14 protein-coding genes are annotated in these 14,717 nt (G+C 73.2%); 6 read left to right on the top strand and 8 right to left on the bottom strand.

The window, feature by feature from the left end; all coding sequences use genetic code 11:
- The first annotated feature begins 4 nt into the window (after nucleotides 1-4).
- The 3 genes from IF89_RS0109050 (at nucleotide 5) to IF89_RS0109040 (ending at nucleotide 2,770) form a co-directional block, all read left to right on the top strand.
- Nucleotides 5-664, top strand: a complete 660-nt coding sequence (locus tag IF89_RS0109050) for an ABC transporter permease (RefSeq protein WP_030763853.1) — start codon at nucleotides 5-7, stop codon at nucleotides 662-664.
- A gap of 35 nt (nucleotides 665-699) precedes the next feature.
- Entirely contained in the window at nucleotides 700-1,680 is a 981-nt protein-coding gene (locus IF89_RS0109045; protein WP_030763850.1) for an ABC transporter substrate-binding protein, read from the top strand.
- Nucleotides 1,681-1,777: 97 nt separating this feature from the next.
- On the top strand, nucleotides 1,778-2,770 hold the full coding sequence (locus IF89_RS0109040) for a hypothetical protein (protein WP_030763847.1): 993 nt from the start codon (nucleotides 1,778-1,780) through the stop codon (nucleotides 2,768-2,770).
- Between the two features lie 15 nt (nucleotides 2,771-2,785).
- Here the strand turns inward: IF89_RS0109040 and IF89_RS0109035 are convergent, their stop codons facing one another.
- A complete protein-coding gene (locus IF89_RS0109035) occupies nucleotides 2,786-3,001 on the bottom strand; it encodes a hypothetical protein (RefSeq protein ID WP_030763844.1) in 216 nt (71 codons plus the stop codon).
- Nucleotides 3,002-3,096: 95 nt separating this feature from the next.
- Complete coding sequence (locus IF89_RS0109030; protein WP_030763842.1) at nucleotides 3,097-4,239, bottom strand: NADH-quinone oxidoreductase subunit D; 1,143 nt, start codon at nucleotides 4,237-4,239, stop codon at nucleotides 3,097-3,099.
- A gap of 31 nt (nucleotides 4,240-4,270) precedes the next feature.
- Here IF89_RS0109030 and IF89_RS0109025 point away from each other — a divergent pair, with 31 nt between their 5' ends.
- The gene (locus IF89_RS0109025; RefSeq protein WP_030763839.1) at nucleotides 4,271-4,762 is read left to right on the top strand and encodes a PH domain-containing protein; all 492 of its coding nucleotides are present in this window, start codon (nucleotides 4,271-4,273) and stop codon (nucleotides 4,760-4,762) included.
- Nucleotides 4,759-6,180 (top strand): PH domain-containing protein, encoded by a 1,422-nt coding sequence (locus IF89_RS0109020; protein WP_030763836.1) that lies wholly within the window; start codon nucleotides 4,759-4,761, stop codon nucleotides 6,178-6,180. Before IF89_RS0109025 ends, IF89_RS0109020 begins: the two co-directional genes overlap by 4 nt.
- 18 nt (nucleotides 6,181-6,198) lie before the next feature.
- On the opposite strand, the gene IF89_RS0109015 is transcribed toward IF89_RS0109020, so the two are convergent.
- Together IF89_RS0109015 and IF89_RS0109010 are read right to left on the bottom strand one after the other, a co-directional pair.
- Nucleotides 6,199-6,873: a response regulator transcription factor gene (locus IF89_RS0109015; protein ID WP_030763833.1), complete on the bottom strand. Its 675-nt coding sequence runs from the start codon at nucleotides 6,871-6,873 to the stop codon at nucleotides 6,199-6,201.
- Nucleotides 6,874-6,890: 17 nt separating this feature from the next.
- Nucleotides 6,891-8,093 carry a sensor histidine kinase gene (locus IF89_RS0109010; protein WP_030763831.1) on the bottom strand — a complete coding sequence of 401 codons (1,203 nt, stop codon included), beginning with the start codon at nucleotides 8,091-8,093 and terminating at the stop codon, nucleotides 6,891-6,893.
- A gap of 106 nt (nucleotides 8,094-8,199) precedes the next feature.
- On the opposite strand from IF89_RS0109010, the gene IF89_RS0109005 reads away from it, so the two are divergent.
- Nucleotides 8,200-9,195: an SAM-dependent methyltransferase gene (locus tag IF89_RS0109005; RefSeq protein ID WP_051806905.1), complete on the top strand. Its 996-nt coding sequence runs from the start codon at nucleotides 8,200-8,202 to the stop codon at nucleotides 9,193-9,195.
- A 90-nt stretch (nucleotides 9,196-9,285) separates the two neighbouring features.
- Here IF89_RS0109005 and IF89_RS0109000 read toward each other — a convergent pair whose 3' ends face one another.
- From IF89_RS0109000 to IF89_RS0108985, 4 genes are read right to left on the bottom strand one after another with little or no spacing between them, the layout of a single operon-like run.
- Nucleotides 9,286-10,356, bottom strand: coding sequence for a C40 family peptidase (locus tag IF89_RS0109000; RefSeq protein ID WP_030763825.1), 1,071 nt, complete (start codon nucleotides 10,354-10,356; stop codon nucleotides 9,286-9,288).
- A 58-nt stretch (nucleotides 10,357-10,414) separates the two neighbouring features.
- Entirely contained in the window at nucleotides 10,415-10,897 is a 483-nt protein-coding gene (locus IF89_RS0108995; RefSeq protein ID WP_030763822.1) for a poly-gamma-glutamate biosynthesis protein PgsC/CapC, read from the bottom strand.
- Nucleotides 10,894-12,420, bottom strand: a complete 1,527-nt coding sequence (gene pgsB, locus IF89_RS0108990; protein ID WP_030763820.1) for a poly-gamma-glutamate synthase PgsB — start codon at nucleotides 12,418-12,420, stop codon at nucleotides 10,894-10,896. The genes IF89_RS0108995 and pgsB overlap by 4 nt, the downstream gene beginning before the upstream one ends.
- 6 nt (nucleotides 12,421-12,426) lie before the next feature.
- Nucleotides 12,427-14,676 (bottom strand): HAMP domain-containing protein, encoded by a 2,250-nt coding sequence (locus IF89_RS0108985; protein WP_043193495.1) that lies wholly within the window; start codon nucleotides 14,674-14,676, stop codon nucleotides 12,427-12,429.
- Nucleotides 14,677-14,717 lie beyond the last annotated feature (41 nt).

Raw genomic sequence — 14,717 nt, 5'->3', positions numbered from 1 at the left:
GGGCTTGGGCGTGGTGGGAGGAGCCTGGGACTGGCTCGCGGACGGAGCCAACTGGGCCGGGGAGAACGGCGTCTGGCACCGGCTCGGCGAGCACGTCTACGTCAGCGGGCTGGCCCTGGCGCTCGCCTGCGCGGTCGCGCTGCCCATCGGCCTGTACCTCGGGCACCTCGGCCGCGGGGGCACTCTCGCGGTCAACGTCTCCAACGCCGGCCGGGCGGTACCGGTCTTCGCGGTGCTGGCGCTCTTCATGGTCTCCCCGCTGCGCAACGCGGGCTACCTGCCGACGGTGGCCGCCCTCGTGCTGTTCGCGGTGCCGCCCCTGTTGACCAACGCGTACGTGGGTATGCGCGAGGTGGACCGCTCGGTGGTGGAGGCCGCCCGCGGGATGGGCATGTCCGGCGGGCAGCTCTTCTGGCGGGTGGAACTGCCGCTCGCCCGCGGCCTGGTGATGACCGGGCTGCGTTCGGGCGCGGTGCAGGTCGTCGCCACGGCCACGATCGCGGCCATGGTCGGGCAGGGCGGCCTGGGCCGGATCATCACCGCCGGCTTCAACACCTACAACACGTCCCAGGTCGTGGCCGGGGCCCTGCTCGTGGCCGCCCTGGCCCTGCTGGTGGAGGGCGTACTGGTGGCGGCCGACCGGTTGCTGCCCCGGGCCCGCTGATTCCCGTACTCCTCTCTTTCGAACGGAGCAACTCCATGACCAAGACCACGCGCGTCCTCGGCGCGTCCCTGGGCGCCCTGGCCCTGACGGTGTCGCTGGCCGCGTGCGGCGGTGACAGCCTGGAGAAGAGCAAGGACGGCGGCTCCGGCGCCGCCCCCGCCGCGGACGGCAAGGGCAGCCTGGTGATCGGCGCCGCCGGGTTCACCGAGTCCAACGTGCTGGCGGAGCTGTACGCGCAGGTCCTCAAGGACGCCGGCTACAGCACGGCCGTCAAGACGGTCAACAACCGCGAGCTGTACGAGCCCTCACTGGAGAAGGGCGAGATCGACGTCGTCCCCGAGTACGCGGCCACGCTGGCGGAGTTCCTCAACGCCAAGGTGAACGGGCCGAAGGCGCCCGAGGAGAAGCCGGTCGCCTCCAGCGACGTCGCGGCGACGGTGGCGGGACTGGAGAAGCTCGCCGCTCCGCTCGGGCTGAAGGTGCTGCCCGCCGGCTCCGCCGTAGACCAGAACGCATTCGCGGTGACCAAGGAATTCGCCGAGAAGAACAACGTCCGGACCCTTTCCGATCTTGGCAGGTCGGGACTGAAGGTGAAGATCGCGGCGGGCGACGAATGCTCCGTCCGCCCCTTCTGCGGACCGGGACTGACGAAGACATACGGAATTCAGGTTTCCGGTATCGACCCGAAGGGCGTCGGCACCCCGCAGGCCAAGCAGGCCGTCAAGGACGGCGTCGACCAGCTCGTGCTCACCACGACCACGGACGCCACCCTCGACAGCTTCGGACTGGTCCTGCTGGAGGACGACAAGAAGCTGCAGAACGCGGACAACGTCCTGCCGGTGGTCAACGCCAAGGACGCCGGCGCCCCCGAGGTCGCGGCCGCCCTCGACAGGCTGACCAAGGTCCTCACGACCGCCGACCTCACCGACCTGAACCGCAAGGTGGACGCCGAGCGCGCCAAGCCCGCCGATGTCGCGAAGAGCTACCTGGAGGCGAAGGGCCTTCTGAAGAAGTAGTGCATGCCGGTCGGTGGGGAAATGCGGGGTAACTGCCCGGGAACAGATTGCCGGGTGGGTATCCCGCACGACCCCCACGCCCTGTAAATTTCAGGCCATGCCCCGAGGACGCCACCGCAATCCCGAACCCCTGCACCGGCTGCTCACTCCGACGGCCGTCGCCGCTGTCTGCGTCGCCAGCGCCGGATCGGCCTGGCTGCTGGCCGGCCCCGACGACGCGACCGCGCTGCGGCTGCTCGTGGCCCTCGCCGCGGCCGCCGGGACCGCCGGCGCCGTCGTGATGCGTTCCTGGGACCGCGCCGCCGGCCGCCGCGTCGCGGAACTGGCCCGCGAGCGCGTCAAGGACGAGTGGCGCACCGACGAGCGGATCGCCGAGCTGGAGTCCGAGCTCGAAGAGGCCCGGATGCTGCGGGGCCGGCTCGACGCCAAGCTGCGGGCCAAGCGCGTCGAACTGGCAGGCCTGCGGGGCGAGCACGCGGCGCTGCTGCGCAGGTACGCGACGGCCGAGACCGAGCGCGCCAGTGCCCTGGAGAAGCGCCGGCTGCTGGCCATCGAGGCCGCTGCGGCCCCGGCCGCGGCGGACCCGAAGCAGCTCCCGGCCGTCTCCGAGGAACGCACCTCGGCGGGCGCCCCCACCTCCGTCGGCTACGCCCGGGCCCATGCGGCCATGGCCGCGCTGGCCCGCAAGGCGCAGGAGCGGGCGCTGCCCACGGCACGGGCCGTGGGCGAGCTGCCCGTGACGTCGCCGGCCTCCTCCGTCCCGGCCCGCCGGCCGGCGGCCGCCATGACCCCGTACGCGGCCCAGCGGCGCACGGCCTCCCGGGTCGAGGGCGGCTTCGACTTCTTCGGTACGAAGAACTCGGCGCAGGCCCGCGCGGCGATCGAGGCCGTCCAGAACGAGGACCTCGCCGACGTCGTCGGGGCCGAGGCCCTCGCCGTCCACAAGGCGGAGTCCGCCCAGGAGACCACTGAGCCGGAGTTCAAGGCGCCGACCGACGAGACCCGCGCGGTGGGCCAGGTCATCGACCTGACGGCCCACGACGAGACCGAGCCGATCGACGTGGTCCGGCTGCGCACCGCGATCTCGTAGTCCTACGGGCTCTTCTCAGAAGAGCGGCAGCTGCCCGGGGAACTCGGGCAGTACGAAGCCGTCCAGGGTCGGTGCGGCGGCGCCGAGCACCACCCGGGCCCGGGAGCCGGGGCAGGACACGAGGTCCGCGCGGTCGCGCGGGGCGGGCGGGTCGTGGCGGGCGATGCGGCCCGCGGTGACGGCGCAGTCGCGGCCGCAGGCCGGGCACGCCCGGCGGGGGGAGTGGGACATGGCGCCAAGTCTGCCCTGCCGCACGGACAACCACCCCCGGCCCGGCCGCTCCCCGGCCCGCCGTCCGGTCGGCCCGGCCCCGTGCGGGCGCTCCGCTACTTGTCGATGTCGCCGACCACGAAGAACAGCGAGCCGAGGATCGACACCATGTCCGCGACCAGCTGCCCCGGCAGCAGCACGGCCAGCGCCTGGATGTTGTTGTAGGAGGCGCTGCGCAGCTTCAGCCGGTACGGGGTCTTCTCGCCCTTCGACACCAGGTAGTAGCCGTTGATGCCCAGCGGGTTCTCGGTCCAGGCGTAGGTGTGGCCCTCGGGCGCCTTCAGGACCTTGGGCAGGCGCTGGTTGACCGGACCCGGCGGGAGGCCGTCCATCCGGTCCAGGCAGGCCACGGCGAGGTCCAGGGAGTTGTGGGTCTGCTCCAGCAGGCACTCGAAGCGGGCCAGGCAGTCGCCCTCGGTCCGGGTGACCACCTTCAGGACGTCCTGGAGCTCGCCGTAGGCCAGGTAGGGCTCGTCGCGGCGCAGGTCGAAGTCGACGCCGGAGGCGCGGGCGATCGGACCGGAGACCCCGTACGCGTGTACCGCCTCGGCGGACAGGACCCCGACGCCGCGGGTGCGGCCGCGGAAGATCTCGTTGCCGTGGACCAGCTTGTCGTAGACGTCCATCCGGGTGCGCACGTCGGCGATCGCGGCGCGGGCCCGGCCGAGCCAGCCGGCCGGCAGGTCCTCCTTCAGGCCGCCCACGCGGTTGAACATGTAGTGCATGCGGCCGCCGGAGATCTCCTCCATGACCGCCTGGAGCTCCTCGCGCTCGCGGAACGCGTGGAAGATCGGGGTGATGCCGCCCAGTTCGAGCGGGTACGACCCGAGGAACATCAGGTGGTTCAGCACCCGGTTCAGCTCGGCGAGCAGGGTCCGCATCCACACGGCCCGCTCGGGGACCTCCATGCCGAGCATCCGCTCGACCGCCATGACCACGCCCAGCTCGTTCGAGAAGGCGGACAGCCAGTCGTGGCGGTTCGCGAGCATCACGATCTGGCGGTAGTCACGGGCCTCGAAGAGCTTCTCGGCGCCGCGGTGCATGTAGCCGACCACCGGCTCGGCGGCGACGATCCGCTCGCCGTCCAGGACGAGCCGCAGCCGCAGCACGCCGTGCGTGGAAGGGTGCTGCGGGCCGATGTTGAGCACCATGTCGGTGCTCTCCGCCGCTCCGCCGATGCCGACCGTGGTCTCCGTCATGCGGGCATTGTCTCAGTCCTAAGGTGGGGGCATGGATACGGGGACGAAGGGTGAGACGGACGGGCCGCGGTGGGTGGGGCTGCCGGGCGGGCTGCTCACCCTGCGGCGGACGCTGCTCGTGGTCTGGTCCGTGCTGCTCGCGGTGGTGACGGCGCTCCCGCTCGGCCTGCTCATCGGCCCGGCATGGGCGGCGGTCGGTGCGTGCTGGCTCGCCGCGGCGGTCTGGGGCTGGGTGCTCCTCGGCCGGAACTGGCGGTCCTGGCGGTACGCGGAGCGCCCCGACGACCTGCTGATCAGCCGCGGCGTGCTGTGGCGGGAGCAGACGGTGGTCCCGTACGGCCGGATGCAGCTGGTCGAGGTCACCTCGGGCCCGGTGGAGCGGCGCTTCGGTCTCGCCTCCCTCCAGCTGCACACGGCGGCGGCCGCCACCGACGCCCGCATTCCGGGGCTGGTCCCGGCCGAGGCGGAGCGGCTGCGCGACCGCCTCGCCGCCCTCGGCGAGGCAAGGTCGGCGGGCCTGTGACCACCGGTCCGCAGACTCCCACCGGTCCGGAGGACCCCACCGGTCCGGCGGATGCGGCCGCTCCGGCGGGCCCTGCGGCAGCCACCGGCACGGGCGGGGAGCCGGGGGCGGTGACCGAGCGGCGGCTGCATCCCCTCACGCCGTTGCGGCGCGCCTGGGTGCCGATCGCGGCGACCGTCGGCGTGCTCGCCCAGCAGGGCGACCGGGCGGCGCGCTGGATGGCGGACCTGTCCACGCCCATGCGCCTGGCGACGCTCGCCGCGGTCATCCTGATGTTCGGCGTGTACGGGTTCCTGAGCTGGTGGTTCACCCACTACGCGGTGACCGACACCGAACTGCGCATCCGCACGGGGCTGCTCTTCCGCCGCACCGCCCACATCCGGCTCGACCGGCTCCAGGCCGTCGACGTCACCCGGCCGCTGCCGGCCCGGCTGACCGGCGTCGCCAGTCTGCGGCTCGACGTGATCGGCACCGAGGAGAAGGACCGGCTGGCCTTCCTCGGCGAGCAGGAAGCCGTCGCCCTGCGGGCCGAGCTCCTGGCCCGCGCGGCCGGCTTCGCCCCCGAGGAGGCGGTGCGCCTCGGCGAGGCACCGCAGCGCGAACTGCTGCGGGTGACCCCGCGCGAGCTCGCCGTGTCCCTGGTGCTCAGCCTCGGCGTGTGGGCCGCGCTGGCCGGCGGGATCGTCGCGCCGTTCGCCGTGTGGGCGTTCACCTCCAGCCCGTGGGTGGCCGTCGCCGCCCTGCTGCCGATGCTGGGCGCGGTCTGGGCGGGGACCGCGGGCCGCTTCCTGACCGAGTACGACTGGCGGGTCGCGGAGTCCCCGGACGGGCTGCGGCTGGACCACGGAATGCTCGACCGGGCCCACGAGACGGTGCCGCCGGGGCGGGTGCAGACCGTGCGGATCGTGGAGCCGCTGCTGTGGCGGCGCTTCGACCGGGTCCGCGTGGAGCTGGCCGTGGCCGGGTCGAAGAACGAGGTCCTGGTGCCGGTGGCCTCGCGCGCCGCCGCGTACGCGGTGATCGCCCGGGTCCTGCCCGGGGTGGACCTGGCGGGCCTGTCCTTCTCGGGTTCCCCGGACACCGGCTCCCGCTGGGTGGTCCCGGTGTGGTGGAAGGGGTACGCCCTGGCGGTGTCCCCGGAGGTGTTCGCCGCGCGGCACGGCCGCCTGTGCCGCCGTACGGAAATCGTCCCGCACGCCAAGGTGCAGAGCGTCCGGTTCACCCAGGGGCCCTGGGCCCGCGCCCGCGGGGTGGCCGACGTGCACGTGGACACCGGGGCGAACGGCACGGTCACCGCCCGGCTGCGGGCGGCCTCCTCGGCGGCGCGGCTCCTGCACGAGCAGGCCGCCCGCTCGCACACCTCCCGAGCGACGGCCCGTCCGGACCGCTGGATGACCGGGTCCGGTCCGCAGGAGTGAGGCCCACGGTCGGGGCGGCTAGCCGGCCCCGCCGCCCGCCCGGACCAGGCCCGTCTCGTAGGCGAGGACCACCACCTGGACCCGGTCGCGCAGTCCCAGCTTGGTCAGGATCCGGCCCACGTGGGTCTTCACCGTCGCCTCCGACAGCACCAGCCGCGCCGCGATCTCGCCGTTCGAGAGCCCCTGCGCCACGAGCAGCATGACCTCGCGCTCGCGCTCGGTGAGCCGCTCGATCTCCTTGTTCTCCGGTTCCTGCGTGGTCGTCGGCAGCATCGGCGCGAAGCGGTCCAGCAGGCGACGCGTCGTGGAGGGGGCCACCACCGCGTCACCGCTGTGCACCGAGCGGATGGCGCCCAGCAGTTCGGCCGGCGGCACGTCCTTCAGCATGAAGCCGCTCGCCCCCGCCTTGAGGCCCGAGAAGGCGTACTCGTCCAGGTCGAAGGTGGTCAGGATGATCACCTTCGGATGCTCCGGGGGCGCGCAGATCCGCCGCGTCGCCTCGACGCCGTCGAGCCGGGGCATGCGGACGTCCATCAGCACCACGTCCACCTTCGTGGCGCGCAGCACCTCCAGCGCCTCCAGGCCGTCACCCGCCTCGGCGACGACCTCCATGTCCGGCTGGGCGGCCAGCACCATCCGGAAGCCGGTGCGCAGCAGGACCTGGTCGTCGACCAGCATCACTCGGATGGACATCAGTTACCTCGTCCTCGTCATCTCTTCTTCAGGGGAAGCAGTGCGCTGATCCGGAAGCCGCCGCCGGGCCGCGGCCCCGCGTCCAGGGTTCCGCCGACCATACCGATCCGCTCGCGCATGCCGATCAGCCCGTGTCCGGCGCCGTCCGCGCCGCCGTCCTCGTACAGCTCGTGGGCCGCGCCCCGGCCGTCGTCCTCCACCAGCAGGCCGAGCCCGTCGTCGAAGTAGACCAGCCGCACGCTGGCCTTCGCGTCCGGACCACCGTGCTTGCGGGTGTTGGTCAGGGCCTCCTGCACGATCCGGTAGGCCGTGAGCTCCACGCCGCTGGGCAGCTGCCGCGGGGCGCCCTCGACCTCGAAGTCCACCGTGAGCCCGGCCGCCCGCACCTGCTCGACGAGCACCTCGATCTGCTCGACGTCGGGCTGCGGCACGTAGTCCTCGGACTCCTGCGGCTCGCCCGTGCGCAGGACGCCCAGCAGCCGGCGCATCTCGGCGAGGGCCTGGCGGCCGGTGCCGGAGATGGTCTGGAGGGCCTCCTTGGCCTGCTCGGGGGCCACGTCCATGACGTAGGCGGCCCCGTCCGCCTGGACCACCATCACCGAGACGTTGTGCGCGACGACGTCGTGCAGCTCGCGGGCGATCCGGGCGCGCTCGGCGGCCACGGCCACCTTGGACTGGGCCTCTCGTTCCTTCTCCAGCCGCTGGTTGCGCTCGACCAGCTGGGCGTAGTAGGCCCGCCGGGTGCGCAGGGAGTCGCCCAGCACCCAGGCCAGGACGAACGGGACGATCATGAAGACGGCGAAGAGGACGTTGTCGACGTCGTTGCTGCCCTTGTCCACGCCGTGCCGCAGGAAGTACAGCGGCGCCGCCGCCAGCCCCCATCCCAGGGCGGTACGGGACACCCAGCGCGGGACGTCGCTCGCGGCCACCGTGTAGAGGATCACGAACATGGCGATGTCCCAGAACCCGGCGATGATCCCCGCCCCCAGCTGGAGCAGGCCCGCCCCGAGCGTGAGCCAGAACATCGCCTGTGTCCACCTGCGGCGCAGGGCCAGGGCCGTGCTCAGCGCGATCACCACGGGAACGGCGACGATCTTGAGCGGCCGGCCGATGTCGGGCTCGCCCACGACGTTCAGCATCGAGACCCCGAAGAAGAGCACAGCCCAGAAGCTGTCGACGCCCGTCGGGTGTCTGCGGAGGAAGTCGTAGAGGCGCTGCACGTAACCCAGAGTAGGGAACGGGGATAGGTGCTGGAGTCAACCAGAGGTCCGAACCTGGCACCGGGGACATACTCCCCAAGGTGGAGGGTGAGCATAGCCTTCGGTGATGAGCACTCCTGGTGAACCCACCGCTCCGCTCCGGTGGCGCAGCGCTGTCGAAGCCGCGCTGTACGGGCCCGGCGGCTTCTATGTCCGCCCCGGCGGCCCCGGTCCCGCCGGCCACTTCCGCACCTCCGTTCACGCCTCGGCCCTGTACGCCGGGGCCGTGGCCCGCCTGCTGCAGTGGGTGGACGCGCAGCTGGGGCACCCGCGGGACCTCGCCCTCGTGGACGTGGGCGCCGGGCGGGCGGAGCTGCTGGTGGGGGTGCTGGCGGCCCTGGACCCGCGGACGGCCGAGCGGGTGCGCCCGTACGCCGTGGAACGGGCCGAGCGGCCGGACGGGCTCGAGCCGCGGATCCGCTGGACCGCCGAACCGCCCGAGGGCGTCACCGGACTGCTCTTCGCCAACGAGTGGCTCGACAACGTCCCCCTCGACATCGCCGAGGACGGCCACTACGTCCTGGTCGCCCCGGACGGTACGGAGAGCCGGGGCGGCCCCCTGGAGGACGCGGACCGGGCCTGGCTGGAGCGGTGGTGGCCGGGCGGGGGCCGCGCCGAGATCGGCCGACCGCGCGACGAGGCCTGGGGGGCGGCGGTGCGCAGCCTGGAGCGGGGCCTGGCGGTGGCCGTCGACTACGCCCACATCCGGCGGGCCCGGCCCCCGTACGGCACCCTGACCGGCTTCCGGGGCGGCCGGGAGGTCCCGCCGGTCCCGGACGGCTCCTGCGACGTCACCGCCCACGTGGCGCTGGACGCCTGCGCCGGGCCGGGCGCGGTCCTGCTCACCCAGCGCGAGGCCCTGACCGCCCTCGGAGTCAGCGGCGCCAGGCCGCCGCTCGCGCTGGCCTCCTCGGACCCGGCGGCCTACGTCCGGGCCCTGGCCTCGGCCGGCGAGGCGGCGGAGCTGACGTCCCGGTCCGGCCTGGGCGCCTTCGGCTGGCTGGTCCAGCCGGTCGGCATCCCAGCCTGGCCGCAGCCGGCACCGCAGGACGGCGGCACCTGACGGACACCGCAGTACGGGTCGCCCTGGGGCGTGCCTGCCGGATCGTGCCGGGCCCCGCTCCCTGATCCGGCCCGATCCGAAAGACCCGCCCTAGAGCCGCTTGGCGCTGCGCAGGGTCGTCGCGTAGTAGCCGTTGCCGTCGAGACGCGAGGTGCCGCCCTTGTCGCCGATGGTCGGGCCGTTGGCCTCTTCGCGGCTGGAGATGAAGATCTTGTGGCCGTCGGTGTCCGTGCCCAGGTAGATGCCCGTGTGGTCGAGGCGGTCCCCGGTGCGCGCGTCGAGCTTGAAGAACAGCAGGTCGCCCGGCTGGATCACGTCGATGGAGACCGGCCGGTCCTGCGGGCCGACGCCCTTGAGGGGGAGGACGTCCGTGCCCAGGGCGGCGCGGGCCATGCCGTTCGCGGTCCTGGGCAGGCCCGCGCCGGGCTTGTCGTCGGGCAGGAGCGGGTAGCGGGCCCGGTAGCCGAACACGGTGCGGACGAAGCCGGAGCAGTCCATGGACCGGTACCGGGCCGCCTGGGGCTGCTTCCTGGTCCCGTTGCGGAAGGTGTACGGCGTGCCGAGGTAGTCGTAGAAGTCCGACTGCTCCAGGCGCAGGTCGCTGCCGGCCGAGCCGGCGGGGTTGAGCGGGCCGAAGGAGGCGTCGCCCGCGTACGAGACGCCCTGCGCGTCCTTCTTCACCGGGGCCTGGTCGCCGTACTGGAAGGCCGTCGCGAAGATGTCGTCCTCCTGGCTCCCGAAGTACTTCTTGAACCACTCCTTGAACCACCGCTCGTTCTCCGCGCCCGCCTTCCACGGCTCCGGCATGAGGCGGACCCAGTTCTCGGTCACGACCCGGGCCGTGGTGTTGGCCGGCTCGGTGAAGGTGCGGCTGGGCCCGGTGAGGGTGGCCGTGCGGGCTCCGTCGGTGAAGGTGGCCAGCACCTGCCCGGTGCCGTCGCGCACCACCGACCGGTCGGGGCTGGAGAGCCGTTCCCACTTCTGGGCACCGGCCTCGCCCGAGGCGGCCGCGACGTTCGTGTCGACGACCTGGACGGCGGGAGCCTTGGCCTGCTCCTCCGCGCGCAGCGCGTACGTGAGGTAGGCGCTGCCCGCGAGCAGTGCGAGCAGGGTGGCCGCGTGCAGGGCGGAACGGGTGCGGCTCTTCGACTTGGCGGTCATGCGAGGGGCTCCGGAGCGGTTGGGGAGGGGCGCGGCACGGGCGCGGTTTCTTCTGGGGCTACGCGGCCGGCATGACGCCGAGCAGGATGCCGGCGGTCAGCACGACGTAGGTCATGAGTGTGGTGCTGCCGGTGGCGAGCAGGGTGGCCCCCTTCGGCTGGCGGACCAGCTGGTAGGCGATCAGGCCGGGCACGATGAAGCCGAGGGTCTGGTTCGCGTAGAGCAGCGGGAACTCCATCTGGAGCACGATCACCACGGTGGCCTGGAGCAGGACGCCGAGCAGCACGACGGCCGCGAACAGCCGCTTGCCGTACAGGATCACGAAGCGCTGCACGACCAGCGTCAGCGCGTACGTCGCGACGGTCACGCCGACCACCAGGGCGGCTCGCTGGAGGTCTTCCAGGAGGGTCAGCGCGAGCCAGCCGGGGGTGATCATGCCGCCGGGGGAGAGGTTGGTGGTGAGGTAGCAGACGAGCGAGAACAGCAGACCCAGGGCTATGCCGATCGCGGCGATCTCGGGGGTGAGGACGGCGGGGATCAACGGGGTTCTCCTGGGGTGTGCCGTTGCCCCTGCGGGGGGCCCGGGTGGATCTGCGGCTGCGGCGGTTGCTGGCGCTGCGGCCAGGCCGGTACGGGCGTGGCGGCGCGGATGCCGTGCGGGTCGGGGGCGCCGCTGTGGACCTGCGCGTACGGGACCTGGTCGTACGGGAGCCGGGCGTGCGGGACCTGCGCGTACGGGCCGTGGCCGTACGGGCCGTGGCCGTACGGGTCCTGGTCGTACGGGGCGACACTCGGGGGGTCCGCGTACGGCGCGGGGGCCGACCCGGCGGAGCGGACCGCCGGGTCGGCCTGCCGCAGGGCACCGTCCCCGGAGTCGACCGCCTCGTCCGCCGGCAGCTCCGCGAGGTGCTCCAGCAGCACCTCGCCCTGACCGTGGATGTTGCCGATGGCCACGAGCGAGGAGCTGGGGCCGAGGTGCCCCAGCAGCTCCTGCATGAACTCCTCGCCGTCGCGGTGGTCGCCGCCGAGGTCGACGGCGCGGTCGCGCCACTCGGCGGGGATCGCGTCGATGGCGCTCTTGGCGGGGTGGCCGATCACGAAGACCCGGTCGGGCCGCAGTTCGGGGATGATCGCGCCCATCTGGCCGTTGCGCTCGACCCGGTCGGGCCGGCAGTTGATCACCACGCTCAGGGGGCGGTCCACCGCGCCCAGGTCCAGCAGCTGGTTGATGTTCATCAGCGTCGACTCGGGGTCGTTCGCCGCGAAGACGTTGGCGAACCGCAGCCGCTTCCCGCCGGGGGCCAGGTACCGCTCGACCGAGAGCACACCCGGGTCCGGCGGGGCGTCGTACATCCCGCGCAGGGCGGTCTCCCGGTCGACGCCGAGGAGCTCGGCGACCAGGAGCGCGATGGCGACGTTCTCCTTGAAGGTGAACCAGCTGAAGCCGCGCAGCTCCTCGTCGCTGACCGTGTCCGGGTCGGCGTACAGCAGTTGGCAGCCGCGGGCGTCGGCCTCCTCCTGGAGGACGTCGAAGCGCTCCTTCTCGGCGGTGACGCAGATCCCGCCGTGCGGCATCGACCGGGACAGGGAGCGCGCGATGTCGTCGAGGGTCGGGCCCATCTCGGCGACGTGGTCCTCGCGGACGTTGCACAGGACGCCGATGGTCGACTGGATCAGCTTGGACTGGTTGATCTCCTGGAGCGCCGGCATGACCGCCATGCACTCCATGACGAGCGCGTCCGGACGGTATGCGGAGGCGCGCCGCACGATGCCGATCTGCTCCACGACGTTGGCGATGCCGAACTTGCGGTAAACCGGCTCCTCGGTGGCGTCCGGGTGGATGAACCGGGCTGCCGTACCGGTGGTCTTGGCGACGGTGGTCAGGCCGCCGCCGCGCAGCGCCCCCGCGCACAGCCGGGTGATGGAGCTCTTGCCGCGGATGCCGTTGACCAGCACCCGGTTCGGTATGCGGTGCAGGCTGGCGAAGTGCCGCCGCTGCTCCACGATGCCCGCGACGAGCATGATCGCGCAGCAGACGAGCAGCACGCAGTAGAGGAAGAGCACGGGGGATCAGTTCCTTCCGGCCGGTGCGGAGGATCGCCCGCCGGCCTGCTTGCGCTGCTGGTGGAGCTGCTGGAGCTGCTGGCGGATGATCTCCAGGCTGCGCGTCACGGCGCCCACCTCGTCGTGGTGGCGCGGGTACAGGACCGTGCGCCGGTCGCCGTCGGCGAGCGCCTCGGCCCGCCGGGCGAGCTCGCGCAGCGGGGCGACCACGACGATCTGGAGCCAGCCCAGACAGGCCGCGCCGACCGCGAAGCCGAGCAGGCCGGCGAGCACGCTGCGGTTCTGCAGGCTGTACTCGTGGATGGCCAGGCCCTTGGCGGACTGCCAGCTGACCACGGTCCAGTCCAGCGGCTTGGCGGCGCCGCCGCCCACGAACGGGGCGGCTGCCGCGATGACATGGTCGCCGCCGCTGCGGTACAGGACGCTGCCGGGCCGCGGGGACATGCCGACCTTGAGGGCGGAGCCCTCGACGAGGGCGTCGAGCCGGTCGTCGCCGAGCTGCTCGAAGGCGCGGTAGCCGGTGTTGGAGGCGATCACCCGGTGCTGTGCGTCGACCACCCGGATCTCCCCCAGGCCGGGCCGCTTGAGCAGTGAGTTGAGGAAGTCGATGCGCAACTCGCCGACGACCGCCGAGCCGTTCGCGCCCGGGAGCTGGGCGGTCGCGACGACGACCGGCTTCTTGCCGCCGTCGTGGAGGGCGATCGGCTCCGCGCGGGGGCCCTTGCCCCCGGCGGCCTGTGGCGCTGCTGCGCCGGCCCGGGCGAGGACCTTGCCGGTGGCGTCGAGCACGTAGAGGGAGTCGTAGCGCAGGTGCTCCCGGGCCGTGCGTTCCAGGACGGCGGTCATGTGCTGCGGGGTCGTGTCGTCGCCCATCAGCGAGGCGACGGACAGCAGGTCGGCGTGGCCCTCGTTGAGGGCGCGCCGGATCCGGTCGTTGAGGGTGTCGGTGCGCTCCCGCTGGTCGTTGACCAGCTGCTGGGGTACGACGACGTCCGCGCCGGCCCGGTTGACCAGCAGACCCAGCGGCACGCACCAGGCCAGGAGCAGGATCCCGCACAGGGCGAGGAGGGTGCGGGCGCCCGTACGGCGCTCGCGCCTGCCCGGGGGGACGGGCGCCGGGGGCGCGGCCCCGTCCAGCAGCTGGCTGCGCAACCGCTCCAGGGCGGTCCCGATCCGGGCCGCCTCGCTCCCGCGGGGGACGGACACCGGGCGGTTCAGGTCGCCGCGGGTCAGCCGCCGGCTCTCCAGGAACAGGGTGATCAGCGGTCGCTGCACGGTGCCGACGAGCAGGGCGACGATCAGCGCGCCGACCAGCAGCAGGGCGCCGGCCAGGACGAGTCCGGCGACGGCGTCGGAGGTGCGGGCGGGGTTCTGCGCGACGCCGACCATGGCGACGACGGTCAGTTCCAGGCTGGTGGCGCTGGTGCCCACGCCCGGTTCGGGTCCGGCGAGCCGCGCGTAGCCCGCGGCGGCGCGTTCACCGCCCCATTCGCTTCCGGTCAGGCTGCCGCTGACGCCGGGGAAGCCACCGGAGCCGGGCTCCTTCGTGGTGAGGGGGTGGGCGCTGGTCCGCTTCGCCGCGGTCCTGGCGAAGGAGCGGAGCTGCTTGGTGTCGCGTTTGACGTCGGCGCGCTGGAGGTCGGTGAGGACCATCTCGGGCTCGGGGATGCCGTCGCTGCTGAGCACCGTGCCGTCGGATCCGACGACGGCGATGGCCCGGAAGTTGCCGAGGCTGATGCCGGGGAAACGGAGGCTGCTGGAGGCGACCAGCAACTGCTGGGGCTGGTCCTTCCAGGACAGCAGGGAGAGGGTGAGCAGCCGGGTCTCGCCGTTGGCCAGTTTGACCATGCGGGGGGCCAGGCCGCCCTCGCCGGCGAGCCGGGTGCGGTCGATCGCGGTCAGGGGGAGGTTCTCGCCGCGGGCGGCCAGCAGCCGGCCCGAGCTGATCTCGACGACCGCGGTGCCGCGCCACTTCTGGTAGACGCTGCCGATCTTGTCGAGCACGGCGTCCGGGGGGACGGGCTTGCCGGTGGAGAACAGGGCCGCGGCCCGGTCGAGGTCGGTGACGCTCTCGTCCAGCGAGGCGCGCAGTGCGATCGCGCCGTCCTCCGCGAAGTGCTGCTGGGAGGTGAGCACCGCGGCGGGCAGCCGGCCCTCGCGGACGCTGCCCAGGGTCACCGCGGTGAACCCCGCCAGGGTGAGCAGCAGCACCGCCAGTACGGTGATCGGCGGCCTGATGCCGCCGAGCAGCGACATGTCGGCCCGGCGGCCGACCTTGCGCCGCCGCCTGCTGCGGG

The sequence above is a fragment of the Streptomyces sp. NRRL F-2664 genome (assembly GCF_000719345.1).
Lineage (GTDB): Bacteria > Actinomycetota > Actinomycetes > Streptomycetales > Streptomycetaceae > Streptomyces.
Note: the sequence above shows the minus strand (reverse complement) of the source record. Positions and strands in the feature narration are given on the sequence as shown.